Source organism: uncultured Turicibacter sp. (assembly GCF_938044715.1).
Lineage (GTDB): Bacteria > Bacillota_I > Bacilli_A > MOL361 > Turicibacteraceae > Turicibacter > Turicibacter sanguinis.
In genome coordinates this window covers 57,707-83,826 of sequence record NZ_CALIOS010000050.1, presented here as the reverse complement: position 1 = coordinate 83,826, position 26,120 = coordinate 57,707, and the positions used below count along the sequence as shown (strand labels likewise).

Sequence of the window (26,120 nt, the reverse complement as noted above, 5' to 3'; positions counted from 1 at the left end):
GTAAGAAAATGACTCATTCCCCCTAGTAGAGAAAATCTCTTTAAGGGAAAGTGACGCCACATCTCACTTCTCTACATAATATGTATAATTCTTCGTATTTAGACCTTTTTTATGTTTTTTCGTGAAAATTTTTAGATAGCTCTAACTGAGCTATGCGAAGTTTTAATCCATATTATCCTGCGCATTAATGTTTCTCCTTAACTAACAGGAAAGGTAGAAACATTTGATGCAGAGGGATTTTATTAATCTAGCCTCAAAGACCAAATGCTCTATAAAGTTTTATCCACTCTTGTGTTTTTAAAACACGCGGTGGCTAAGCACTTTTAGTCGCATTTAAGCGGTCTTTTCAGCTTTTTATACAATCTAGCTTCGACAACCTGATACTTGAGAAAAATCGGAAGTGCTGACCGGATTTCAAACAATCCTTTTCATCTCTTCCTTGCATTTTTCCAAGTATCAAAACAGTTGTCTCAGCTTTTTATATTACTCGCCTTTTGATAGGATTACGGCATCTTTGTCGTCAAGTTCTGTTAGATATAGTTTAACTACTTCTTTATGAGAAGTCGGGATGTTTTTACCTACATAATCTGCACGAATTGGAAGTTCGCGATGTCCTCGATCGATTAATGTTGCGAGTTGAATATTTTTAGGGCGCCCATATTCTAAAACAGCTTCTAAAGCGGCGCGTACAGTACGTCCTGTATATAAAACATCATCAACTAGAATAACCGTTTTTCCATTTAACATCATTGGAACTGAACTTTGGTTCACAATGACTTCTTTCATTTCGCGTGTAATATCATCGCGATATTTTGTAATATCTAATTCACCAAGTGGCACTTCTACCCCTTCAAAAACTTCGATTAACTTTACTAATCGTTGAGCTAAGTAAGCTCCACGTGTACGGATTCCTATAATAACAACATCATTTAAATTGTCGTTTTTTTCTAAAATTTCATGTGCGATACGTTTTAATGATCGCGTAATCGTATCATGATCAAATAACACTTTTTCCATCAAGAGACCCCTTCCTTCTACTTAGAAACTCTCTCATCACATTTCATAACTTTGTGATAAACGGCCTTTTATCATTAGAATATCATAATATAGTATGTTTTTGAATATTTCAACAAATTATTTAACTTAATATTTAAGAACTTCATGTAACGAAATACGATCAAGTTGAGCTTTTGAGCATCCCATTGCAATAAAGTAGGTAAATAAAATAATGAATAATCCACTTATAGCCTGTATCATCGTAAAATCAGTTGGAATCGCCATTGGAAGACTAGCTGCAATTTGATTCATTATATAATCTATCGTCCCACGAGTGACTGGAATACTAATTAAATAAGCAACAATTACAAATGGTAGATAAATTGTTAAAACCATTTTAGAAACTTCTTTTTTCGTATATCCCATTACCTTTAATATAGAAATTTGTTTTTGATTTTCATCAATTATAAAGTTAGTAATTAAAATCATAATAATACTTCCAAGCACGACTGAGATAATGAGCATGATACTTAAAGAAACTTGAATCATTTCCATTCCAATTTCAATATTACGCTCTAAATCGTTAATTGAAAAAATATAAGAAATATTTTCTTCTGTACTTGGTCTATCCCCAGTCCATTTTCCATTATAATATCCTTCGACTAAGTGTAAATCATCAGCTAATAAGTTCATATCTACATACATCATCGGACCATTATAGTGGTCTACAACATCGACAACCTCATAACTAATCTGTTTATTTTTTGCTTCAAACGTTAGCACATCGCCAATTTCTAAAGAATAGGCCCTTGCGATAAATTCATTAATAATTAAACCTTGTTGAGATTTTCTTGTAATATTTTCACCCGCTGCGTTATATAACGGATTAATAATGTTATAACTATCAATACCATAGACAACAAAAGAAGTTGTGACATCAAACATCACTTCTCCTTCACTATTTTTCATGCTAAGAGGCATTGCATTATACTCAATAAACGGACTTTCTGTAATGCCCAGCGGTTCATTTATTAACTTACTATACTTAACTTGATAATTATAATTAACAGAACCAAATGCTTTATCCACAATATTTTCAACTGACTTAAATACTATAGAAGCGAAAACTAAGAAAATACTCGCTACAAATACGATGATGAATAATGATAAAATTTTCCCCATGTTTCTAAAAGCTAGAGAATATTTAAAACGAGTTTCAAATGATAACGGAGATAATAGCTTCGCTAGAATTTTTGAAGTTCTAGATAATTTTAAATGACTGCTTTCTTTCATTAAATCTAGTGGAGCTTCTCTAAGTAAAAACAATAAAATGATAAAACTTGAGACTGCGACCATTAATATAGGATAAACAATGCCCCCAAGTAAAATTTGGGGCGTAAAATAAGTGCTAATCTTTGGCACAACATAATGCACCATATACGAAGAAGAAATATAACCTGAAACTCCAATACCAAATAAACTTCCAATAACTGTTCCAAATAAAGCGGCAATTAGCGGATACGTTAAATAATTTAAGCTAATTGTTAAACGACTATATCCCATCGCTTTTAAAACACCAATTTGCATACGATCTGCATTAATTCTTTTTTTCAAAATTAAAACGATGACAACCACACACATGACTAAGAGTAATGATGAAAACGTAGCAGAAAGTAATTTATTTCCGATTAACTCGCCAGATACAGTGCTAATACGGACATTTTGATTTTTGCTTAACACGTGAGAAACCCCAGAAATCCCAGCCATCTTTTCTACTTCTTCTTCAACATCCACATCATCATTAAAATAACCACTGTATAAAACCCATTGTTTTTGTGAAAGTGTATCATAGACATCATCTGTGACAACCGCAATGGTTTCACGATCCGCTTCATAAAGCGGATTATCATAACTAAAAACAGGATAAATATAATCTGGTACTGCAATAAATGCTGAAATTTGATATTCAGCATCATTCATTTTAACTGAATCTCCGAGTGCGAGATCATTAGCATCTGCATATTGTTTAAATACTGCAATCTCCGAGCTACTTTCAGGCATTTTACCTGCTACAACATAAGTTGAATTTACCGAATCAGTCTGTTTTACAACTCGATAAGTATAGGTTCCATCATCGGTTTCTTGGACGATATCGCGATAAAATCGGCCTTCAATCGTTGCATTAAATCGCTCACCAAGTGCCGCTACCTTATCCTCATAATAATCAACTAAACTATACTCATACTGTTTCATCATTTCAGATTTACTTAAATTCGCTAATTCAGATACACTAACTCCTTTTTGTGCAATCATCGAACGAATAGCCTGTTCTGTTGGTGAGGAAAGAACAACTAAAAAATCTTCCTGATTTGTTTTTGAGGCATAATCATCTAAAAAATAAGAAACAGATGAGATTGCCGTTTCTAATGAAACATATGTAAAAGAAGACATCATAATGAGAATCATCAATGAAAAAAATTGTAATGGCTTTTGCTGAATCGTCCTTAATACATTTTTAAATATCATTATACCCAACTCACTTCTTTAGCTCGTTTTTTATCTTGATTTTGAGTTACATCAATAATTTCTCCGGAACGCATTCTTACAACTTTATCAGCAATCTCTGCAATTCCTAAATTATGCGTAATTAAGAAAATCGTTGTTTTAAATTCTTCATTAATACGTTGTAACACTTCAAGAACTGTTTTTCCTGTTTCTTCATCTAAAGCCCCTGTTGGTTCATCACAAAATAAAATAGATGGATTTTTAGCAATTGCTCGTGCGATTGCTACACGTTGTTGTTGTCCACCTGATAATTGATATGGAAATTGTCCGACATACTCCTCTAGCATAACTTCTTTTAAAACTTCATGAACATCTAAATGATTTTGACTAAGTCTTGCCCCAACCTCTACATTCTCAAGAACAGTCATATTTGGCATCAAGTTATACTGTTGAAATACAAATCCCAACTCTTGACGTCTAAAACAAGTCAGTTGTGATGAGGTCATATTTGTAATCTGTTGGCCATTCACCAAAATTTCTCCTTGATTTACCTCATCAAGTCCTCCACTAACATGAAGAAGTGTTGACTTCCCTGATCCTGATGGACCTAAGATCACGACAAATTCTCCCTGTTCTACATTGAGATTTATATTCTTTAATGCATCAGTTTGAATTTCACCAACTTTATAACTTTTTGAAACATCACGAATAGAAATTAACACAATGACTCACCTACCTCAGTTTTAGCATCTTGCATATTAAAAGTATTAGCATAAAAAGGAATTTTATACTTTTAATAGTTTTAATTGTCTTAAAATTCAAATAATAGCAATACAACCACTCTATCCTGATGAAAACCTATAGGTATCCTACTCATTATTGTGCTAAAATGAAAAAGATAAAAAATGAGGTGCTTACATATGTCAATTACGTTAACTACGTTAAATTCAAAATACATTCATACAAACTTAGCCATTCGATATTTAAAAGCGAATGCACCAGCCTTTGATATTAAATTAAAGGAATACACATTAAAAGATACATTAGAAAACATTGCTAACGATTTACTTGCAACAAATCCAAAAATCATCGGATTCAGTGTTTATATTTGGAATGTTGAAAAAACTTTAACCTTAATCAATATGTTAAAAGAAAAAGATCCAACCCTTACAATTTTGATGGGTGGACCTGAAGTTTCATATGATTTTGATGTTTGGTTCTCAAGATGTGCTATCGACTACATCATCTACGGTGAAGGAGAACTATCTTTCCGTGAACTGATGGAAGCATTGCATGGGCAAAGAGATATCACCACAGTACGTGGAATTGTTTATAAAAACTTAGTAACAGGCGAGTTAATCAAAGCAGCGGAAGCTCCAATTTTGGATCCAAAGGAAATCTTATCTCCCTTCTACTTCGAAGAAGATATTCCTCATCTGCCAAATCGAATTCAATATATTGAAACATCACGCGGGTGTCCTTATTCATGCCAATACTGTTTAGCATCAGTTGATAATAAAGTACGCTACTTTGATATCGAAAATGTAAAAAACGAAATTCGTTATCTGATGAAGCATGGTGCTAAAACGTTCAAATTCTTAGATCGTACGTTCAATATTAACAAAACATATGCTCTAAACATCTTCGACTTTATTATTGAAGAACATCTCCCTGGCACTCAATTTCAATTTGAAATTACAGCAGACATCATGCCAACCGAGTTAATCGATTATTTAAATGAACATGCCCCTGAAGGATTATTCCGTTTTGAAATTGGAATTCAATCAACATATGAATTAACAAATAAACTCGTTAAACGTCGTCAAAACTTCGACAAATTAACAACAAATATCCTACGTATTAAACAAGGTGGAAAAATCGTTCTTCACCTCGACTTAATTGCTGGACTTCCCGAAGAACCGTACGATCGATTCGAGCAATCATTCAATGATGTCTTCGCGCTTCGTCCAGAAGAATTACAACTTGGATTCTTAAAAATGCTACGTGGAACAGGACTTCGTAAACAAGCCGATGAATTTGGATACGTTTATGATGAATTCGCCCCATACGAAATGAAACGCAACGATAAACTATCTGAAAGTGATGTTGAGAAAATCCACTTAGCAGAAGAAATTTTAGAGCGTTATTGGAATGCTCATCGTATGGATTACACCATGAAATTCTTAGTAGACAATGACTTCAAGACTTCTCCATTTGACTTCATGTATCGATTTGGAGTGTATTGGAATGAAAGATACCCTTGGATTCGTTATCAACTTAGCGATTTATTTACAAGACTATATGATTTCTTAGAGAGCATCGATTATAACCAAATGCCAACCATACTTTCATACATGAAAGTAGACTATTTAACGAATAGTAAAATTAAACCGAAAATTTGGTGGCAAGATCGCCTACAAAAAGAGGAGCGCCGAGCAATCATTAATCAATTAGCAGAATCATCAGATGAAATGAAAGAATTGTTAAATACACATAAAATTAATTTACCTGATATCTTTAAATATGCTGTTCTAGAACCTGTTTATCTAGATAATCAGTTAAAACCATCAAAAGAATTACACTATTTAATCGTCATCTATTTACCAAATCAAACTACACAATATTATATTGTGAAATAGCGATGAGGAATTTGACTTACTTTGTTAAAATTTTGCATATATTTTACAGTCATTAGTGTTATAATCAATTTTGAATGATATATAAGTTCAATGCGTTTATTTTAAAGGGAGTGCCTAAGGATGTTTATTGTTAAGAAATTAAGGAATTTTATCCATTCAACGCCAACAAGGTTAATTGTAGGATACTATTTCATGTTTACCATAGGATTTGCCTTCTTATTATGGTTACCATTTAGTTTAAATGAAGGTGTCTCATTATCATTTCTAGATGCTTTATTTATTTCAACAAGTGGTCTTAGTAATACAGGGCTATCCCCCGTATCACCAGTTGATACATTTAGTATACCAGGAATTTTAATTCTTGCTCTTAACCTACAAATTGGGGGACTTGGGTTAATGATGATTTCAACTGCTATTTGGTTACTAGCAGGCCATAAAATTTCAACACGGGAAAGAGCCTTAATTATGACTGACCAGAATCAGATTAACTTAAGTGGTGTAGTTAAACTCGTTAAATCCGTTTTAATCTCTTTCTTGGCCATTGAATTAGTTTTTATGCTCATACTTGGAAACTACTATTATTTCGCAGGTTATTATCCAATCTATTGGCAAGCTATGCTTCAAGGATTCTTCACAACTGTATCAGCTATTACAAACTCTGGGTTCGATATAACTGGCTCATCATTAATGCCGTTTCAAAAGGATTATTTCGTTCAAACACTTCACATGTTTTTAATGTTCTTTGGTGCCATGGGATTCCCAGTGATTTTAGATATTAAAAAATACTTTCAGTGTCGTAGGACAAAACAGCGTTTTAAATTTTCAATCTACACAAAATTGACGATGGTTACAACGATTATATTATGGGTTGTGGGTATTGTTGGATTCTACCTATTTGAATGGAATCACTTCTTAGCAGACAAAGGTTTAATAGAAGGATTCTTCTATGCAACATTTAACTCATTAACAACACGTAATGCAGGATTTGCAACTGTTGATATGAACGCCTTCTCGACTGCAACACTAACTATGTTCTGTGGTTTAATGTTTGTGGGATCGTCGCCTAACTCATCTGGTGGTGGAATTCGTACCACAACATTTGCCTTAATGGTTCTTGCTATTCTTTCATTCGCACGTGGAAAACAGTATGTCAACATTTATGGACGCGAAATTGAAACTCAAACCGTTTATAAATCATTTATGATTTACATTGTAGCAACATTTATCGTTTCACTCTCTACTCTTTTAATTTGTATGAGTGACCAGTTTCCATTAATGGAAATTTTCTTCGAAGTTTGCTCGGCATTCGGAACAACTGGTCTTTCAATGGGGATCACGGGTAGTCTAACATCATTTGCAAAACTCGTGCTTATTGCCACAATGTTCATCGGTCGTATCGGAATTATTGCGTTCTTAATGATTTTCAGAGCAAATGTGCATCCTGCTAAAGTTAGATACCCAAAAGTTGATATTATAATTGGATAAAACAAATTTGTACATTTTTGTACAATGAAATTGTTTTCATATGTTAAATTAAAGATAGATACTTATTTTAAATAAGTTTCTATCTTTTTATTTTCGAATAAAAGTAATAATAACAGGAGTATAGTTACAGTGCATTTTGTAAGATGTTTTAACGATTATAGTTTATTATTAAACTATTAGTAATCCATTAACAGGAAAAAACATCCATATCTTTTAACTTTAATCATCTAAGCTATTGAAAATACGGCTTAAAAACATTATGATATTATTAAACATGATAACGTTTTTAAAAACAGGAGGAGGCGTTTCATATAATGGTTCTTGATCGCTCAAAAGATTCTAAACCTTTATATTTACAAATAAAAGATATTCTAAAACATAAGATTATCAACAACGAATATGCAGTCGGAAGTACTATTCCATCGGAAAATGAACTAGAAGAAATATTTGGAGTTAGTCGTATGACTATTCGCCAGGCCGTTAATGAATTAGTAAACGAAGGATTATTAAGAAAAGAGCGCGGACGCGGAAAAGGTACAGTCGTTTTATCAAATGCAATCGCGGACAAATTATCAACAGTTAAAAGTTTTACACAAAAAATGCAAGAACAAGGATACATCTTAAAAAATAAACAAATCAACATTTCATTAGTTACTCCAGACCCTGCCGTTGTCGCAGCCTTCAACATTGAACCAACAGATAAAGTATTACGTTTAAGTCGTATTCGTATGGTTAACAACGATATCATCATGTACAGTATCTCATACGTTCCAGGATTTTTAGATCTACCATTTGACGCTGAACTTTACGGATCATTATACCAATTACTATCAACTCAAAACATCCAAATTTCTCATGCAGAAGAATACATCGAAGCCATGCTTGCAGATGAGGAAATCAGTAGAGAACTTGAAATACCACTTAATGCAGCTGTCTTAAAACGTACACGTATCAGTCAAGACCAATACAACCGTAATGTAGAATATACTACAACATACTACCGATCAGATAAATATAAATACGTAGTAGAATTAACAGTTTGATAATAAAGAAAAGCAATAAGGCGCGTTTTTCACACGCTGAAAATGAAAAAGGCACGAATCAATCATCAGATTGAGCAGTGTCTTTGAATTTTACCAGTGTGTTGCGACTGTTGCTAGACAATAAAGAAAAGCAAAAGAGAGTTCATAACAAACTCTCTTTTTTTTAGTTTAATTAATATCATCTTTTAATTTTCTCTCAACAAAATAAATTGGAACTATTAATCCTATCAAATTAATGATGGCATTAATCAATGACAAATTCTCTGCTGCAATCGGAATTAACAGCTTATCTAAAATAATGATAAATAACAATCCTAATCCTACCTTAAGTCATAATCCACCAAAATAACGCTGAGCAAATACCCAAACCTCCTTAGATGCCATAGAACGCTTAGTACGATACCCATAAACCGAATTAATAGTAGTTGGTGGATGCTTTTTAAAGAAATATCCTACAACAATCATCATCACTGGAATTAACAAATCAGTAACCCAAAAGAAAACTTCCATATCCTCGCTCCTTCTTTAGAATCTAATTACGTACACTCTATTACATAAGATTAACCTACATTTAACATAGTCCTAACTCTTTTAAAACAAGCTTAACACACAAATTGGAATCATAATAATGTCGGATTTACCTTCGCATATTATACCATAATTTTCCTACAAAAACCTAATCGTATAGCTTTCTTTTTTAGATTCATACTAAGTTTAACTATGTAAAAAGAAGGTGACCAAACTTGGAGGAAAATATAAAATTAAAGGTTATTCCACTCGGTGGCTTAGGTGAAATCGGTAAAAACATGACTGCTATTGAATACGATGATGAAATTATTGTAATTGACTGTGGGATTGCCTTCCCCGATGAAGATATGTACGGAGTAGACTTAATCATTCCAGAAATTAATTATCTACTCGAAAACGAAGACAAAGTTAAAGGGCTCTTCATAACTCATGGTCATGAAGATCATATCGGAGCTATCCCATTCATTCTAAAACAACTTAACATGCCAATTTACGGGACGAAACTTACCTTAGGTTTGGTGGAAAATAAAATAAGAGAACATGGATTACTACAAACAACTAAACTTCACGTCGTCAATCCTCGTGATGTTATTGCATTTAATCATTTATCCATTGAATTTATTCGAACAACTCACAGCATAGCAGACGCCTGTTCCCTTGCAATCCATACCCCAGTAGGAATTCTGTTCCACACTGGAGACTTCAAAGTTGATCATACTCCAATTGACAATCAACCAATGGATTTAGAACGCATTTCAGAACTTGCACAAGCCGGAATTCTACTTTTAATGTCAGATAGCACAAACGTCGAACGCAAAGGATACACCATGTCTGAAAAGGCGATTGGCGATACCTTCATGAAACTATTTGATCGTGCAACAGGTCGCATTATTGTCGCTACTTTCGCTTCAAATATCCACCGCATGCAACAAATCATCGATGCATCCCGTGCATTTAATCGAAAAGTAGCCTTCAGCGGACGTAGTATGGAAAACATCTCTAAAGTAGCAATGGAATTAGGATATCTTCACATAGATGACGATATGTTGATTAATATTAATCAGATTAATACAGTACCAGAAAATGAATTGACCTTAATCGTAACTGGTAGTCAAGGAGAACCAATGGGAGCACTTGCCCGTATTGCCTTCTCTACACATCGTCAACTTAAATTACAACCTAATGACCTATTCATCATCTCGGCTTCACCAATTCCAGGTAACGATAAACTCGTTGGCCGTGTCATTAACCAACTCTATAAAAAAGGTGCGGAAGTCATCTATAAAGACTTAGAATCAGTCCATGTTTCAGGACATGCTTGCCAAGAAGAACTAAAACTTATCCTACGTCTTACCCATCCAAAATTCTTTATGCCGGTTCATGGTGAATATCGTCACCTTGTACACCATAAAAATTTAGCCGTCAGTGTTGGAATTCCAAAAGACCATATCAAAGTCTTAGAAACAGGACAAATTCTTGAATTAACAAATAACTCAGCAAAAATCAATGGCCGCGTACGTACAGGAGCCATTCTTGTCGATGGAATTGGTGTTGGAGATGTCGGAAACATCGTCTTAAGAGACCGCAAAATGCTTGCTGAAGGTGGAATGATTATCATCGTTGCCACTATTGATAAACAATCAAAAGAACTCATTAGTGAGCCATACATTCTAACTCGTGGCTTTGTTTATGTCAAAGAAGCAGAAGAACTAATGAACAATATCAAAGAAATCGCTAAAAATGAGCTTCAAATGCTACTCGAAAACGATACAAACGAAATTATGGTCATGAAAACTCGCGTTAAAAAATCATTAGAACGTTATCTATACGAACAAACAAAAAGAAGACCTAGCATCTTCCCAATCATCATGGAAGTTTAAAAAAAGTATCTGCAATTTTTTGCAGATACTTTTTTCTTTTTATATAATTTTAAATCATTTTTAGAAGTTCTGTGGATAAATCAAAATTTTTATATTTATATCTATAATTTTAAATTATTTCCCAGGATATACTCTTTTTTTATATCATTAACACTTCTTTTCAGATTTAAAATAAGACTTTGTTTACATTTACGATTTGTTGTATTTAAATCATTGATACTGTTAAATAAATAGTAAATATGAAATACTGTGACGAACGAAATTTCGCTCGATCAATTTTGATAATATTTTTGAAATAATTATCTTTAATTATCAAAACTTGTCACTTTCGAAAATTAAGTCATATTGTATCAAAAACTATCGATTCCTCTGATGAGGCATTTCCCCTTTCCCGCCCAAAATAAAAATCTCTCAAAAGAGAGATTTTTAAAAATCCTTATTCACATTCACAAAAATTGCAACAACACTTAAAAAGGCTACTGTTCCAATCACAGTCCATTCAATCCATGACTTAGAGTACTCCAACTTTAAAGATTCTAAATCAACCTGAGCTCCATACGCCCCATTACTTACAATCCAAAACTGAAGATTATGTCGTCCTGGAATCTCATTCGTTTGATAAACGGTTTTTAAGGTATCATAAATATCATATGAAAACACGCCTGTCTTATTCGTTGGATATTGAAGATAATATCCTCGTTGATCACCTTCTACATAAACAAGTAATGACCAAAGTTCATCAACATCTTTAACATTAATTGTAAACTTTGGATTTTTCTCTAAATCTACTTCAAAGTAAGACGTCTGAATTCCGCCACTCCCCTCTTTATTTAAATTTTTAACTACTGCACTACCATCATAATAATTCACTTTTCCTAAAGCATTTAGTCTTGCCTGCCAATGTGTAATCTCTTGTGTTGTAAATGCCGTTTTCCAAGCTCGCTCTTTCATTGGCTGTAACCCTTGATTAAATAAACGAACCTTTTTCACATCTATCTCACCATTAGTCTCAAGCTCTAAAGACACTTCATGCTCACCTAATAAATGATAATTCTTAGGATTTAATTGATGTAAAGCATAATTCAAACTCATTTTAATTCTTCCCGCTTCAGTTGAATTCTCAAAAATATAGAACCGTTCTCCTGTCTCCTTCACCTTTAAGAATAAAGACCAAGGCTCTGTAAAATCAGCAATCTCCATCGCAATCATTGGGACCTGACTAAAATCAAGATTAAATGGCTGACTCTCAATTCCACCTCTGACACGAACCTCGCTATCACCATTAATAAACTCCACGCTACCATCATTAACTGGTGTCCAATTAATCAAATTATTTGGAAGTTCATTCAATAAGTAAGGATTCTCATCTTTTTGAATAAAAATGCGAGCATATGCATAATCCTTAAGTCCACTCGAAGTAATAATCTCAGCTTTCATCAAATGATATCCATTTGCCAACTTACTAACATCCACAACATAAGGTTTCGAGTAATTAACATTTTGAAAGATTGCATTCCCATCCATATAAATATTAATATTAGAAACTGCATCGTCCTCCATTGTTTTAATATCTAGATCAAGCGAATAATTATCAGAAATCGGTTCATATTGAGATAACCCTACAAAATTAACAGCTCCTAATACTTTAGCATTTACACTATTTTCAATCTTACGTTGTTCATCATACTTATTTTCACCTTCAGTTACAGGAACCTCAGCCAAAATTACTGCATCGGTCGCATTTATTGTAATACTAGTCTGATCACTAACATTTTTAGTTATAAACTCTTGCGTCATTACATTATATAAGTTGACCGTTCCCTCTGACTGAATCTTGTATTGTACCTCTTGCTTACTATCATAAGGATTAAACAACAAGTACATAGGCAGATTCTTCTCTTCATCCACGTAATAATCATTTGTATTAAGATCTACCTTCAAGATCCCCTCAACATTCGTTTGTTCAATCATTGCCGCCAACAATCCTAAATAAGCCCCACTTAAAATCGATTGTTTTTGATTTTCTGTCTCATTCATCCGTGAAACTCTATCAAATGGAATCACAGTATTATTAGGATAAAATAAATTCAAACTCTGTGTTAGATGTAAAATATAGCGTCCAACCTCAATTGCATAACGTTGATCATATTTTAGCATCGGAACTAACGCTGTTGCTGCAACAATACTAGCAAATGACTCTGGTGTTCCACCATATTCAGTTCTTGAACCAATTAATCCCGTTCCATATTCCCCATTAAACATCCCGTACTCATGACGATAATCACTTTCAGTAAAGAAAAACTCCATATATTTTGCCGTATCAAAATGACCATTTTCCATTGCATTCAAACGTGCCGATAAATAAGGTAAATATAAATAAACTACCTCATATCCCGGATTTCGCTGAAACTCTTCTAAATATTTCATACACTCGGTGGCTGCTTTCATATATTTACGATCTTCAAAACGCTCATACGCAAAATATTGAATCATCGCAACCCCAGCTGCTGCACCTGGTTCTGTCCATTCTCCATTATCATAAGGAACCTTCTGCTTAAAATCATATCCCGTATAAGCAAAATCAACCATTCCCTGACTTCCACCTAAATCCATCACCACATCGTACCAGTTATCTGCTATGCTTCTCAAAATCTGCTCCGAATCAAGTGTTGCCTCATATCGATCCATCAACATAAAATACAGCATTCCAGGATATACCTGTTCCCAAAATGATAGTTCAAGACTACTACCATTCTCATAATTTAAAAGAATCCCCTCACCATTCTCAACATTATAATAAGACTCCACTAACGGTACAAGTTTACTTAAAAACTCCTCACCAATTTCATCTCTACCAATCAAATTTGCAGACAATAAAGCTCCTATTGCCGTAATAGCCTGAGCCTGATTTATATCCTGTTCATCAGAGGTATAAGTCAAAAAACCTAATGACTCACGTCCTGTATTTCGATAACTACGATCAATATAACCATAGTGATACTCATCAAAATTGAATAGCATCCGATTAAAATCCATTGCAACAGCTCGCCAATCCCGATAAGCATAATTTTCAGGAATAAACGGAATGTCACTCGTAGATTGAATATTTTTATTAACACTTTTCACCTTCTGCTCACTAGCCGAAACATTCATATCTCCAATTACTAGAGTCAGAATCAAACTAATAAACACAATAATGACCATTAAAAATTCCTTCAACTTCATCCCAACCACCTCTACAAAAAATCAAAATCTTACACTTATTATTCACGATATCTTGCTTATTATGTAGAAATTAGGCGATTTGAATGATAGCTAAGATAATAAGAATTAGGTTCTAAAAATCTATAGAGAACCAGAAATATACTTTCTACCAAATAAAAATTTCAAAAACAAGGTTATCCACAATTTAATCCATAAAAAAACAGCCATCTTCAAAAGAAAGATGACTGTTTTAAGCATGTGTGTGTGCTTGTTAAATTAATATTAGAATTCCAATAATCCTAAGAATGATTCAACATCTAATGAAGCTCCACCAACTAAAGCTCCATCGATTTCTGGTTGAGCCATTAAACCAGCAATTGTGCTAGGTTTAACTGATCCACCATATTGGATACGGATTGCATCTGCAGCTTCTTGTCCGTGTTCACGAGCAACAACTTTACGGATGTATCCGATAGTTTCATTAGCTTGCTCATCAGTAGCAGTTAATCCAGTTCCGATAGCCCAGATTGGTTCATAAGCGATAACTGTTTCTTTAACTTGCTCTAATGATAATCCTTCTAAAGCGCGAACGATTTGAGAATCTACAACTTGGTTAGTTGTTCCATTTTCACGTTGCTCTAAAGATTCCCCACAGCAAACGATTGGAACTAATCCATTAGCAAATGCTGCATGAGTTTTTTTGTTAACTGTTTCATCAGTTTCATTGAACATTTCACGACGTTCACTGTGACCTAAAATAACATAAGTTACTCCTAAGTCTTTTAACATACCTGGAGCGATTTCTCCAGTGAAAGCTCCATTAGCTTCAAAGTGCATGTTTTGAGCACCAATACGTAAGTTTTCTCCTTGATGTTCAACTAATGAACGTAAGTATAATGCTGGAGCACAGATAGCAGTTTCTACTTTATCTGAGCTTGGTACTTTATCCGCTACAGCTTTGATGAATTCTAATGCTTCATCATAGTTTTTGTTCATTTTCCAGTTTCCTGCGATGATTGGTTTTCTCACAACGTTCACCTCTATATAAATTTTAAGTTTAAATAGGAACTCACAAAAGGTGAATTCCCTATTTAAAGACTAGTTTTTAAAAATTATTTGCATCCGCATCCACAGCATTTGTTGCTTAATGATGCTACACCTGGTAATTCTTTACCTTCTAAATATTCTAAAGAAGCTCCTCCACCTGTTGAGATGTGAGAGAATTTATCAGCGTATCCTAATTGCATTGCAGCAGCAGCTGAATCTCCACCACCGATGATAGTGATAGCTCCTTCTAAGTTAGCGATAGCTTCACATACTCCGATAGTTCCTTTAGCGAAGTTAGACATTTCGAATACACCCATTGGTCCATTCCATACTACAGTTTTAGCATCTTTTAATACATTAGAGAATAACTCAACAGTAGCAGGTCCAACATCTAATCCCATTTCATCGTCAGCTAATTCATCAACTGAAACAACGCGGAATTCAGTATCGTTAGAGAATTCTTTAGCTGCAACTGTATCGATAGGTAAAACTAATTTGTCTCCACCTTTTTCTAATAAAGCTTTTGCTAATTCTAATTTATCTTCTTCACATAAAGATTTACCGATGTTTTTCCCTTGTGCTTTAAGGAATGTGAACATCATACCTCCACCAACTAATACTTTGTCAGCTTTGTCTAATAAGTTTTCGATAACACCGATTTTATCAGATACTTTTGCTCCACCTAAGATAGCAACCATTGGACGTTGTGGTGCATCAACTGCTCCACCGATAAATTCGATTTCTTTTTCTAATAAGAATCCAGCTACTGCTTCTAAGTTAGCAGAGATTCCAACGTTTGATGCATGAGCACGGTGAGCTGTACCGAATGCATCGTTTACGAATACATCTCCTAAAGAAGCCCAGTATTTTCCTAATTCAGCATCGTTTTTAGATTCTTTTTTACCATCTAAATCTTCGAAACGAGTGTTTTCGAACATTAATACTTCACCGTCTTTTAATTCAGCGATAGCAGCTTCTAATTCAGCTCCACGAGTTTGCGGGATGAATTTAACGTCTTGTCCTAATAACTCAGCTAAACGCTCAGCAGCTGGACGTAATGATTTAGACGCTTTATCTTCTTCAGATTTGATTTTCCCTAAGTGAGAGAATAAAATAGCACGTCCACCATTTTCTAAGATGTATTTGATTGTAGGTAATGCAGCTACGATACGATTGTCGTTAGTAATTTTTCCATCTTTCATTGGTACGTTGAAATCAACACGTACAAGGACTTTCTTTCCATTTAACTCAACATCTTTAACAGTTTTTTTGTTCATGTGATGAGTCCTCCTTAAAAAATTTTTTCACAATATTATTTTAACGCTTTTTTACATATAATTCAAACATTACCGTCTGACATCATATTTTTAAAGCGCTTTTAAATGGTAGTGCAACAAATATAAAGATTCTGCGACAGTACGCTGTCTTATTTTTTCGCGATTACCATTAAAAATGTAAGATTTAATAATATTTTTGCCACATACATTAAGTCCGACATAAACTAATCCAACAGGCTTTAACTCTGAACCACCATCTGGTCCTGCAATTCCTGTTACACCTATCGTAACATCAGCACCTGTTAACTCTTTTAAATTATTCGCCATGTCATATGCAATTTCCTCTGAAACTGCTCCATGCTCCATTAAACGATCACGATCAATATGAAGTCGATTCATCTTTGATTCATAACTATACGTCACGATACCCTCTAAGAAAACAGAAGAAACACCCGCTACATTCACAATTTCAGAAGATAGCAATCCACCACTACAACTTTCAGCGGTTGCAATCGTCAACTGCTTTTCTTTTAACAAACGAACCACTTCCGTCGGGAGATCGGTATTCTGATCTCCAATATAGTAATCCGTCATAAGATTTTTAAACTCTTCATCAAACTCACGCAACTCTGTTTCATAACTTTCTGTGGTTGAAACAATATAATCCACATGATCAACCGCACAATAAGGAGCAATATTTAAATGAGGATATTTATCATATAAATATAAAATCATTTCCTCTGCATACGACTCACCAATACCACAAAGGCGATAACTGTTGCTAATTTTACGCTCTTTAATTTCTGTCAAGAAATATGGTGTCACACTTTCATAAAACATTGCCTGAAGCTCAGCTGGAGGTCCTGGCAATAAAAATACAGACTTATTATCTTTTTCTAAAAACAATCCCGGTGCCGTTCCATTATTATTCGTTAAAACAAGCCCTGTTTTAAATTTATAAGCCTGTCTAGCATTATTACTAGGAATCGCTCTATTCGTGCGTTTAAAGTACTCAACAATTCCTTGATAAATCTCTTCATCATACACAAGCGTTTCGTTAAAATACATCGCCACACCATCACGTGATAAATCATCAACTGTTGGTCCAAGACCACCAATTGTCAGCACAATATCCGCATAAGAATAAGCAACGTTAAGTCCTTCCACAATCTCTTCTAATACGTCAGGAACCACTTATTGGTGAACGATTTTCCCACCTAATTGCTCAACCTCTTTTGCAATAAATGCGCTATTCGTATTAATTGTCTTTCCACAAAGCACTTCATTCCCAATCGCTAAAATCGCAACCTTCATATTTTCACCTCTCATTTTAAAATGACCATCTCTCCTATTTTTATGCACTAATGAAAAAAGCTATCTCCAAAGAGATAGCTTTTTTTACAAAAAAGTTCGCGTTAATTAAAATTATTTAATTAAAGAAGCGAAGTATCCTAAAGTACGGATTAATTGGTTAGTGTAAGACATTTCGTTGTCATACCAAGCAGCAACTTTAACTAATTGCTCTCCGTTAACTTCCATAACTTTTGTTTGAGTAGCATCGAATAATGATCCGTAAGAAATTCCGATTACGTCTGCAGAAACGATTTCATCTTCAGTGTATCCGAATGATTCGTTAGCAGCAGCTTTCATTGCTTCGTTGATTTCAGCAGCAGTTACTTTAGTGTTTAAAGTACATACTAACTCAGTTAATGAACCAGTGATTACTGGAACACGTTGAGCTCCACCGTCTAATTTTCCTTGTAATTCAGGAATTACTAAACCGATAGCTTTAGCAGCTCCAGTTGAGTTAGGAACGATTGATGCAGCAGCTGCACGTCCACGACGTAAGTCACCTTTTCCGTGAGGAGCATCTAATGTATTTTGGTCATTAGTGTAAGCATGGATTGTAGTCATGAATCCTTTTTGTACACCGTATTTATCGTTTAATACTTTAGCCATTGGAGCTAAACAGTTAGTTGTACAAGAAGCTCCTGAGATAACTGTTTCAGTTCCGTCTAAAATATCTTGGTTTACGTTGTAAACTACAGTTTTGATATCTCCTGTAGCTGGTGCAGAGATAACTACTTTTTTAGCTCCTGCTTGTAAGTGTAATCCAGCTTTTTCTTGAGAAGTGAAGAATCCAGTACATTCTAATACTACATCTACTCCTAATTCTCCCCAAGGTAAGTCTGCAGGGTTACGCTCAGCAGTAACTTTGATTTCTTTACCGTTAACTACGAAAGCTCCGTCTTTAACTTCGATTTCTCCGTTGAAACGACCTTGAGCTGAATCGTATTTGAATAAGTGAGCTAATGTTTTAGCATCAGTTAAGTCGTTGATTGCAACAACTTCAAATTCATTGTTTTCGATCATTAAACGTAAAGCTAAGCGTCCGATACGCCCGAATCCATTAATCGCTACTTTAACAGCCATGTGAAGATTCCTCCTAGAATATAATAAATATGTTATTTGTCACAACCCGTGTAACCGAGTACACATATATATTGTGAAAAATTACTACATTTTTATTCTAACAATTTGTACCATGATAATCAAGTTTTAAACTACTGTAAGCGTTTATAATTAGTTGACTAACAAAAATAAACATAAGAAATTTCCATAAAAATGAATATATTACCTTCAACTATATTAAAATAGAGTATACCGGACTCAACGCTATATTTTTTTGTTGAACTGTGGTAAAATGTGCTATATAAATTTTTTATAAAAAGAGGGGTGGCCTTATGAGTTATTTAGTACCAACAGTCATTGAACAAACAGCTCATGGTGAGCGTGCATACGATATTTATTCTCGCTTATTAAAAGATCGTATCATCATGTTAAGTGGGGAAATTAATGACCACACAGCTAACATTGTTGTTGCTCAACTTTTATTTTTAGCAGCAGAAGATCCAGACAAAGATATTAATATCTATATCAACAGTCCTGGTGGATCAGTAACAGCAGGTCTAGCTATTTTTGATACAATGAACTATATTAAATGTGATGTTTCAACTATCTGTGTTGGAATGGCCGCTTCAATGGGTGCCTTCTTATTAACAGCTGGTACTAAAGGAAAACGTTATGTTTTACCAAATAGTGAAGTCATGATTCACCAACCACTTGGTGGAGCACAAGGTCAAGCTACAGAAATTGCGATTGCTGCAAAACACATCTTAAAAACTCGTGATCGTTTAAATAAAATCTTAGCTGAACAAACAGGTCAACCATTAGAAAAAATCGAACAAGATACAGAACGTGATAACTTCATGTCTGCTGATGAAGCAGTAGCTTATGGACTTGTAGACCAAGTTGTAACTCGTCCAACTGACGTTACAAAATAATTTTTAAAGTGAGGAAAATAACCTCACTTTTTTTATTTATTATTTTCTGCTAATTACGACAAAAAATACGAATAAAACGGATTTTTCTCATCTTCTGATAAAAAAAAGATGTGATTATGTCACATCTTATCTAATATTTAGACCACAAATTTTTCAATTCCGAAAGCCACTCCATCATTATGAACTGTTTCTGTTACTTGGTGTGCATACTTCTTCACCTCATCAGATGCATTTCCCATAGCAATACCGCATCCAACTGTTGATAACATTTCAATATCATTCTTACCATCACCAAATGCATAACTATTTTCAATTGGAATATTTAAATGTTGTAATGCTTTAATAATTCCAGTTGCCTTCGTATTCTTTTTTGAATATAGCTCGCAAACACCAAAATCAATACTGCTCACATGATCATACTCATCATGTCCTGCTAATAATTCTAGGCAAGCTTGATAAATTTCGTCAGTCATACATAACATCTCAATCTTGTGAATATCAACTTCATCTAACGAATAATTACTTTCAAAAAGGTCATTTAAAATACCCACACGATCATAAAACTCATAAAACTCTTTATGAGTTTCTTTTAAATAGGATTGTTTTTCTCCCTCTAAAATATACTGTACATTCATTGCCTCAAGCTTCGACGTAAATTCTTTAACAAATTCTTTATCAAGAGGTTCACTATGTAACAACTCATCCTTAACCACAACATGAGCACCATTAGCTAAAATAAAACCATCAAAACCGAAATTTAAAATTGCCTGGCTTAAAAAAGCATAAGGTCTTCCCGTTGCAATAAAAACATAATGTCCATTTTCCTGTAAAGAACGAATCGCAGACTGAACATTCGGTCTAATTTCTTTAATTCCGTCCTTAGCTTCAATTAAAGTACCATCAATATCAAAAAATATCGCCTTTTTCACAGCTCTGTCCCCCTTTTTTGTAACTATTATCATTTTAACCTTTTAATTTTAAGTTAACAATGTTAGATTTTCAATAAAATAAATAACTTCTCATATATAACCATCAATATTTCTTCTATTTTTAGAGTTCAGTTGCTAAACCTTTTTGCTATTAGGACATCTTATAATTCAGAGCCTCCCCAACAAAGGTAGTATTAAATCATGACGTCCCTATGTTAGGTTTTCCATGTATGAAAAACTCATCAGAACTTATATATTTTTTACAAACCTATTCAAATATTTAATATATAAAAAGGAGCTCATCAAATGATAGCTCCTTTTTATATATTAAATTAGGCTTTTGTTCCTTTTGCCCCTTTTGTTCCAGATCCTTGTAATGCTAAAACGTTTGAGTCGAATGAGAATGTTAAGTTTTCACGTTCACGTTGACGTTTTAAAGCTAATTCAACAAGACTTGTCATTAAACCTGTAAAGTCACGGTCTGTTTTTTCCCATAAGTAGAATGATAATGATCCTGGGATTGTATTGATTTCATTTACATAAACATTATTGTTTTCAGCATTAATTAAGAAGTCAATACGAGCAACCCCTGCACTACCAAGTACACGGAATGTTTGTAATGCAAGATCTTGAACATATTTAGTTCCTTCATCTGTCAAACGAGCAGGAATAATACGGTTAGTACTTGCCATACCTTGTGATTTAGTTCCTCCGGTTTTAGCACCTTTAGAACCTCCACCACCTTCATATTTATCTTTATAACTTAAAAACTCATCAGATCCCATTACTTCTTCTAGTACAGAAGCTTTGGCACCAGAGAAATCTCCAATTACTGAGCAGTTAACTTCAACTAATTGAGTTACCATTTCTTCAACGATAAATTTATTATCGTAGCTAATTGCTTCTGTAATAGCTTCTTCTAATGATGCACGGTCTTTCGCTTTTGAAATCCCAACACTTGATCCAAGACTAGCTGGTTTAACCATTAATGGATAAGATAATTTAGATTCAATCGCATCTAAACATGCCTCTGGATTCGCAAACCAATCAGAAGAATAATACCAAACATAATTTGTGATAGGTAATCCTGAATCACGTAAAATATTTTTCATGAACACTTTATCTTGTCCAACGGCCGCTGCAGCAACATCACATCCAGAGTAAGGAATTCCGTTTAATTCGAAGAATCCTTGTAGGGCACCGTCTTCACCATTTGTTCCGTGAATAACTGGAATTGCTACATCGATTGTATTTAAAATATTATTTCCAAATAATTTACTTGGATAACGTTCAACTTGGATTTTACCTTTGTTAGCTACAATGGTAATACGTTGACATTTTTTGAACAATTCGTCCATATTTTTATATTCTTTCACGTCGAATAACGCTTCACCTGTATACCATTCACGCTTTTTTGATAAGTAAACTGGTACTACATCGTATTTCTCTTTATCGATAGCATGCATTGCTTGATTAGCAGAAATAATTGAGATTTCGTGCTCTACCGATTCACCACCAAAGAACACACCAACTTTTAACTTCATGAGGAAGCCCCCTTTTAATTTAAGTTTAGTATCTATTGTAAAGTATACCGTAATTTACAGTAAAAACATACGTCTATTTTATCAATAAATGACTATCATTATAAATCTTTTTTTGTGTAAATTACTCAAAATATGTTTCTAATTGTTCAGCATAAACTTTATATGCCTTTTTAATTTCTTCAATTGAATTTTTTCTTGATAAGACCGGTAAATTATCTAATTCAAACCATGCTACTTCGGAAGTTTCATGGTTACATTTTGCCTCACCTGAAACGACATTACCCTGGAAATAAAGACAATAAACATCATAGATAGACTTTTGTGTATAATTTCTTCTGTCGAATACAGCTAATAATTTAGGGCATTCAATAACGTATCCTGATTCCTCGAATGTTTCCTTAATTGCAGTTTGTTTGGGTGTACAATCAATATCACACCAACCACCTGGTAATGACCATTCACCACTATCCTTTTCCTTGACTAGCAACACTTTACCATCTTTTAAAACCATTGCTCTAACTGCAGGTTGCGGTGTTGGATAATGATAATCTTTATATAAGTCACATTCTGCCTTAGGTAATCCCGTATATGAATGTAACATTTCAAGACTTAACTCTTTTAATTCGTTGTAGTTATCAATTGCGTAGGGATCTGTTGAAAAAGATAAGCCAATTTGTGAAATAGATTGAACTTTTTTAATAAACTCTAATACTTTATCGCTCATCGTTGTTTTCTCCCTTTTTAACGTTATTTCTACTTAGCACATCATTTCTGAATCTTTGTTAGTAAATCTAGGTTCGGACAGCACTCTCTCTATAAAGTCTACTAATGCCTAGAAACTCAAAGGACAAGTCACTGTCATTCGAAACGACTTTTACGAGCAGTTCCTGCTCGATTCAGCCTTTTAGATGGTTCTAATTGAGCTCTTGCGAAATTTAGACCATCTTATCCTGTGAATTTAATTATTCTTTTCGAACTCTGTGAGAATTAGAATAATTTTTCTCAGGGTTATTCAATCCAGCTTCATCGAGCAATTCGTCTATGAAATTCAATAAAGTCTTCATGGTCATAAACCGACCATTACGCTTTCTTTTCATTTCTACGTCGAATTAACCGCTCGATTCAGCCTTTTATTCAATCTAGCTTCGAGGTGCAGAAGCTCTATAAAGTTCCACTCCCATATTAACTCAAAGAGCGAGTTAATAGTGAGTGTTCACTTTTACGATCTTCTAAACGCACCTCTCAGCCTTTTATATTACTCTGCAAATAGTTCCGGTAGGTCATTTTCTAGTAATACGAAGGCACCTGGTTCCACGACTTCGTGCATTTTGGCAAAGGCATCTTGTAGGTTTTCTGCTACGTAGATTGTTTCTGTTGGGTATTCAACTTCCATTAATCCAGCATAGATTGGTTCTGTTTGTTTTTTTCCAACTAGAATGACATAATCACAGTTATCTTTCATGTATGTCCCAAATGCTTTGTTTAAATCATATTGAGCTGTACCTAAATCGACCATACCTGGTGTGATAACGATTCGTTTCCCATTCATTTGTCCTAATACTTCAAGTGCCATTTTAGATCCTACTGGATTTGAGTTGAAAGCATCATCGATAATTGTAAAGTTACCGTTACGACGTAGCTCTAAACGGTGAGTGACAGGTTTCATTTTACGAACTGCCATTTGCATTTTCTCAACTGGAATTCCTAACTCATACCCTAACCCAATACTTGCTAACGTATTATAAATATTATGCAATCCTAAAAGTTTTGTTTGGAATGTTTCAACACGTCCATCTTTAAAGTGAACATTGAATGTTGTTCCTTTTTCGCTGACTTCAATATCACTTGCACGATAATCTGCTTCACGTTCAATCCCATACGTATAAACTTTACACTTACCTTGGAATTTATTTTCATAGTAATCACGAATATTTTCATCATCAATATTAATAAATCCAATTCCGTCTTCAGGCAAATACTCAATCAACTCAAACTTTGTTTGTTTAACATTATCAATTGTTTTAAATGTTTCTAAATGTTGCGGTCCAACCGATGTTAAAACACCGTACTTAGGATAAGCAATTTCACATAACTCATTAATTTCACCAACTTTATAAGCTCCCATCTCAGCAATAAACTTACTATGAATTGGCTTCAAGAAGTTACGAATCGTAATCGTAATCCCCATCGGGGTATTATAGCTTTCAGGCGTCATTAATGTGTTAAACTGCTCTGATAAAATCGCATTCAATGCATGCTTCGTACTCGTTTTACCATAACTTCCGGTTACTCCGATTACATCTAAATCTTTCGAAGACTTCACAATGCGACGTGCATCATTAATAAATCCTAAACGAATCTGCGTCTCTAATGGCTTATTTAACTTATTTGCAAACAACACAATCATATACGCAAATAAATTGAATGTTAATACCCATCCAGGCAACTGAAGTAACAGGTTAAGTGGGACAAAGGCCATTGCAACACCAGAGATTGCTAGCATTACTAAGACTGCCGTTCCAATTAAGCGCCAAACACGTGCCGTAATTTTTAACGGTAACTTTGATTCTTTTGACTTAAAACTTGTTAAATTAGATAAAAATGCCCCAATAGCCGTAATTATTAAAAGTGGAATTGTAATCGTCATAAACGATAAAGGCATCAATAAACTTAAAACAATAACTACCCAATAGGCAATAACAAATACAGATAAAACAGTCGGGAACGAATTCAATCGATGCCCTGCTATCCAATTCGTAAAACGATCATTCATATAATGACACTGTTGTAACATTTGTAAGGCGTGTTTCATTCGCCCCCATAAAGTAAAACATAAAATGATAGAAAGTACCGCTAAAAGCCCCATGATTATATAAGGTAATGCCATTACTTCTCACCTCTTTCTTCTTGTAAGAACACGTCAATCACGCGTAAAAATTGACCTAAACAGTCTAGATATGAATAATGACCAGCGCCCTCAAACACAACCAGTCCCGCTCCAGGAATTTTTTTCTCCATAATTTTAGCATCGCTCAAAGGCGTCGCATCATCTTTATCTCCCCATACTAATAAAGTTGGCACTTTAATAGAAGGCATTAAATGCTGTAAATCTTCATTCACAACCTTACTCATAATCTGACGCATCACAGGTGATGCGTTTTTATAATCCGATGAACCGGCATTCGCCATCATCTGTTCTTTATAAGCACTTAAACCTGGTAAACTTAAAACCTTTTTACCTAATTTATAGCTATAAACACGAGCATAATAATCAATACCACGTTTTGGTTTAATTCCAGCACTATCAATTAACACTAATTTATTTAACTCATTTTGGCGCCCAGCATAAATAATTCCAACACGCCCACCAAATGAATGGCCAAAAATAGTTGGATTTTTAATATCTAACTGCTTTACAAACTTCTCAACCATGTCAGCATAATCATAAACTGACCAAATCGTTTTCGGTTCTTCACTTCGACCGAAACCAGGAAAGTCTAACGTATAAACTTTAAATTCTTTTTTTAATGGTTCGATAATCGGTCGAAATGCTTCAACCTTCTGCCCCCATCCATGCAATAAAAGAAGAGGATGCCCTTCCCCTTCAACTTCATAATAAACATTTAAATCATCTATCTTAATGAACATCGTCCATCATCTCCTAAACTATAGTCTTTACTATTATATGACAATCGTCCA

The 26,120-nt window shown here is 34.2% G+C and carries 19 protein-coding genes; 5 read left to right on the top strand and 14 right to left on the bottom strand.

Annotation, left to right across the window (positions count from 1 at the left end):
- Positions 1–483: 483 nt before the first annotated feature.
- The 3 genes from pyrR to QWC74_RS05325 form a co-directional block, all read right to left on the bottom strand.
- Positions 484–1,017 (bottom strand): bifunctional pyr operon transcriptional regulator/uracil phosphoribosyltransferase PyrR, encoded by a 534-nt coding sequence (gene pyrR, locus QWC74_RS05335; protein WP_006784494.1) that lies wholly within the window; start codon positions 1,015–1,017, stop codon positions 484–486.
- 126 nt (positions 1,018–1,143) lie between these two features.
- Positions 1,144–3,522 (bottom strand): FtsX-like permease family protein, encoded by a 2,379-nt coding sequence (locus QWC74_RS05330; RefSeq protein WP_006784493.1) that lies wholly within the window; start codon positions 3,520–3,522, stop codon positions 1,144–1,146.
- Positions 3,522–4,223, bottom strand: a complete 702-nt coding sequence (locus tag QWC74_RS05325; protein WP_006784492.1) for an ABC transporter ATP-binding protein — start codon at positions 4,221–4,223, stop codon at positions 3,522–3,524. The genes QWC74_RS05330 and QWC74_RS05325 overlap by 1 nt, the downstream gene beginning before the upstream one ends.
- Positions 4,224–4,421: 198 nt before the next feature.
- On the opposite strand from QWC74_RS05325, the gene QWC74_RS05320 reads away from it, so the two are divergent.
- From QWC74_RS05320 to QWC74_RS05310, 3 genes are all read left to right on the top strand, one after another.
- Entirely contained in the window at positions 4,422–6,140 is a 1,719-nt protein-coding gene (locus QWC74_RS05320; protein WP_006784491.1) for a B12-binding domain-containing radical SAM protein, read from the top strand.
- Positions 6,141–6,260: 120 nt separating this feature from the next.
- The gene (locus QWC74_RS05315; protein WP_006784490.1) at positions 6,261–7,625 is read left to right on the top strand and encodes a TrkH family potassium uptake protein; all 1,365 of its coding nucleotides are present in this window, start codon (positions 6,261–6,263) and stop codon (positions 7,623–7,625) included.
- A gap of 314 nt (positions 7,626–7,939) precedes the next feature.
- On the top strand, positions 7,940–8,668 hold the full coding sequence (locus QWC74_RS05310) for a GntR family transcriptional regulator (protein ID WP_006784489.1): 729 nt from the start codon (positions 7,940–7,942) through the stop codon (positions 8,666–8,668).
- 330 nt (positions 8,669–8,998) lie between these two features.
- Here QWC74_RS05310 and QWC74_RS05305 read toward each other — a convergent pair whose 3' ends face one another.
- The gene (locus tag QWC74_RS05305; protein WP_006784487.1) at positions 8,999–9,178 is read right to left on the bottom strand and encodes an SdpI family protein; all 180 of its coding nucleotides are present in this window, start codon (positions 9,176–9,178) and stop codon (positions 8,999–9,001) included.
- Between the two features lie 233 nt (positions 9,179–9,411).
- Here QWC74_RS05305 and QWC74_RS05300 point away from each other — a divergent pair, with 233 nt between their 5' ends.
- Complete coding sequence (locus tag QWC74_RS05300) at positions 9,412–11,076, top strand: ribonuclease J (RefSeq protein WP_006784486.1); 1,665 nt, start codon at positions 9,412–9,414, stop codon at positions 11,074–11,076.
- Positions 11,077–11,502: 426 nt separating this feature from the next.
- On the opposite strand, the gene QWC74_RS05295 is transcribed toward QWC74_RS05300, so the two are convergent.
- The 5 genes from QWC74_RS05295 to gap all read right to left on the bottom strand — a co-directional run bounded on the left by QWC74_RS05295 (position 11,503) and on the right by gap (position 19,037).
- Complete coding sequence (locus QWC74_RS05295) at positions 11,503–14,301, bottom strand: hypothetical protein (RefSeq protein ID WP_006784485.1); 2,799 nt, start codon at positions 14,299–14,301, stop codon at positions 11,503–11,505.
- Positions 14,302–14,562: 261 nt separating this feature from the next.
- On the bottom strand, positions 14,563–15,309 hold the full coding sequence (gene tpiA, locus QWC74_RS05290; RefSeq protein WP_006784484.1) for a triose-phosphate isomerase: 747 nt from the start codon (positions 15,307–15,309) through the stop codon (positions 14,563–14,565).
- Positions 15,310–15,392: 83 nt separating this feature from the next.
- Positions 15,393–16,604, bottom strand: a complete 1,212-nt coding sequence (pgk, locus tag QWC74_RS05285) for a phosphoglycerate kinase (RefSeq protein ID WP_006784483.1) — start codon at positions 16,602–16,604, stop codon at positions 15,393–15,395.
- A gap of 90 nt (positions 16,605–16,694) precedes the next feature.
- On the bottom strand, positions 16,695–17,798 hold the full coding sequence (locus QWC74_RS05280) for a nicotinamide-nucleotide amidohydrolase family protein (protein WP_288993937.1): 1,104 nt from the start codon (positions 17,796–17,798) through the stop codon (positions 16,695–16,697).
- A gap of 231 nt (positions 17,799–18,029) precedes the next feature.
- Positions 18,030–19,037 carry a type I glyceraldehyde-3-phosphate dehydrogenase gene (gene gap / locus QWC74_RS05275; protein ID WP_006784481.1) on the bottom strand — a complete coding sequence of 336 codons (1,008 nt, stop codon included), beginning with the start codon at positions 19,035–19,037 and terminating at the stop codon, positions 18,030–18,032.
- 311 nt (positions 19,038–19,348) lie between these two features.
- Between gap and clpP the strand changes: the two genes are divergently transcribed.
- Entirely contained in the window at positions 19,349–19,948 is a 600-nt protein-coding gene (clpP, locus tag QWC74_RS05270) for an ATP-dependent Clp endopeptidase proteolytic subunit ClpP (protein WP_006784480.1), read from the top strand.
- Positions 19,949–20,085: 137 nt separating this feature from the next.
- Here the strand turns inward: clpP and QWC74_RS05265 are convergent, their stop codons facing one another.
- The 5 genes from QWC74_RS05265 to QWC74_RS05245 form a co-directional block, all read right to left on the bottom strand.
- Positions 20,086–20,877, bottom strand: a complete 792-nt coding sequence (locus tag QWC74_RS05265) for a Cof-type HAD-IIB family hydrolase (protein WP_006784479.1) — start codon at positions 20,875–20,877, stop codon at positions 20,086–20,088.
- Between the two features lie 332 nt (positions 20,878–21,209).
- The gene (locus QWC74_RS05260; RefSeq protein ID WP_006784478.1) at positions 21,210–22,421 is read right to left on the bottom strand and encodes a D-alanine--D-alanine ligase family protein; all 1,212 of its coding nucleotides are present in this window, start codon (positions 22,419–22,421) and stop codon (positions 21,210–21,212) included.
- 121 nt (positions 22,422–22,542) lie between these two features.
- Positions 22,543–23,145 carry an NUDIX hydrolase gene (locus tag QWC74_RS05255; protein WP_006784477.1) on the bottom strand — a complete coding sequence of 201 codons (603 nt, stop codon included), beginning with the start codon at positions 23,143–23,145 and terminating at the stop codon, positions 22,543–22,545.
- Between the two features lie 531 nt (positions 23,146–23,676).
- Entirely contained in the window at positions 23,677–25,308 is a 1,632-nt protein-coding gene (gene murF, locus QWC74_RS05250; RefSeq protein WP_006784476.1) for a UDP-N-acetylmuramoyl-tripeptide--D-alanyl-D-alanine ligase, read from the bottom strand.
- Positions 25,308–26,069 carry an alpha/beta fold hydrolase gene (locus tag QWC74_RS05245; protein WP_006784475.1) on the bottom strand — a complete coding sequence of 254 codons (762 nt, stop codon included), beginning with the start codon at positions 26,067–26,069 and terminating at the stop codon, positions 25,308–25,310. The genes murF and QWC74_RS05245 overlap by 1 nt, the downstream gene beginning before the upstream one ends.
- Positions 26,070–26,120: the final 51 nt, after the last annotated feature.

What these genes read in the sequence shown, in the direction of transcription:
- murF (WP_006784476.1), bottom strand. Translation starts at nt 25,308, where the DNA reads ATGGCATTACCTTATATAATCATGGGGCTTTTAGCGGTACTTTCTATC.
- gap (WP_006784481.1), bottom strand. Translation starts at nt 19,037, where the DNA reads ATGGCTGTTAAAGTAGCGATTAATGGATTCGGGCGTATCGGACGCTTA.
- QWC74_RS05305 (WP_006784487.1), bottom strand. Translation starts at nt 9,178, where the DNA reads ATGGAAGTTTTCTTTTGGGTTACTGATTTGTTAATTCCAGTGATGATG.
- QWC74_RS05255 (WP_006784477.1), bottom strand. Translation starts at nt 23,145, where the DNA reads ATGAGCGATAAAGTATTAGAGTTTATTAAAAAAGTTCAATCTATTTCA.
- QWC74_RS05315 (WP_006784490.1), top strand. Translation starts at nt 6,261, where the DNA reads ATGTTTATTGTTAAGAAATTAAGGAATTTTATCCATTCAACGCCAACA.
- clpP (WP_006784480.1), top strand. Translation starts at nt 19,349, where the DNA reads ATGAGTTATTTAGTACCAACAGTCATTGAACAAACAGCTCATGGTGAG.
- pgk (WP_006784483.1), bottom strand. Translation starts at nt 16,604, where the DNA reads ATGAACAAAAAAACTGTTAAAGATGTTGAGTTAAATGGAAAGAAAGTC.
- QWC74_RS05295 (WP_006784485.1), bottom strand. Translation starts at nt 14,301, where the DNA reads ATGAAGTTGAAGGAATTTTTAATGGTCATTATTGTGTTTATTAGTTTG.
- QWC74_RS05330 (WP_006784493.1), bottom strand. Translation starts at nt 3,522, where the DNA reads ATGATATTTAAAAATGTATTAAGGACGATTCAGCAAAAGCCATTACAA.
- QWC74_RS05245 (WP_006784475.1), bottom strand. Translation starts at nt 26,069, where the DNA reads ATGTTCATTAAGATAGATGATTTAAATGTTTATTATGAAGTTGAAGGG.
- pyrR (WP_006784494.1), bottom strand. Translation starts at nt 1,017, where the DNA reads ATGGAAAAAGTGTTATTTGATCATGATACGATTACGCGATCATTAAAA.
- QWC74_RS05320 (WP_006784491.1), top strand. Translation starts at nt 4,422, where the DNA reads ATGTCAATTACGTTAACTACGTTAAATTCAAAATACATTCATACAAAC.
- QWC74_RS05310 (WP_006784489.1), top strand. Translation starts at nt 7,940, where the DNA reads ATGGTTCTTGATCGCTCAAAAGATTCTAAACCTTTATATTTACAAATA.
- QWC74_RS05260 (WP_006784478.1), bottom strand. Translation starts at nt 22,421, where the DNA reads ATGAAGTTAAAAGTTGGTGTGTTCTTTGGTGGTGAATCGGTAGAGCAC.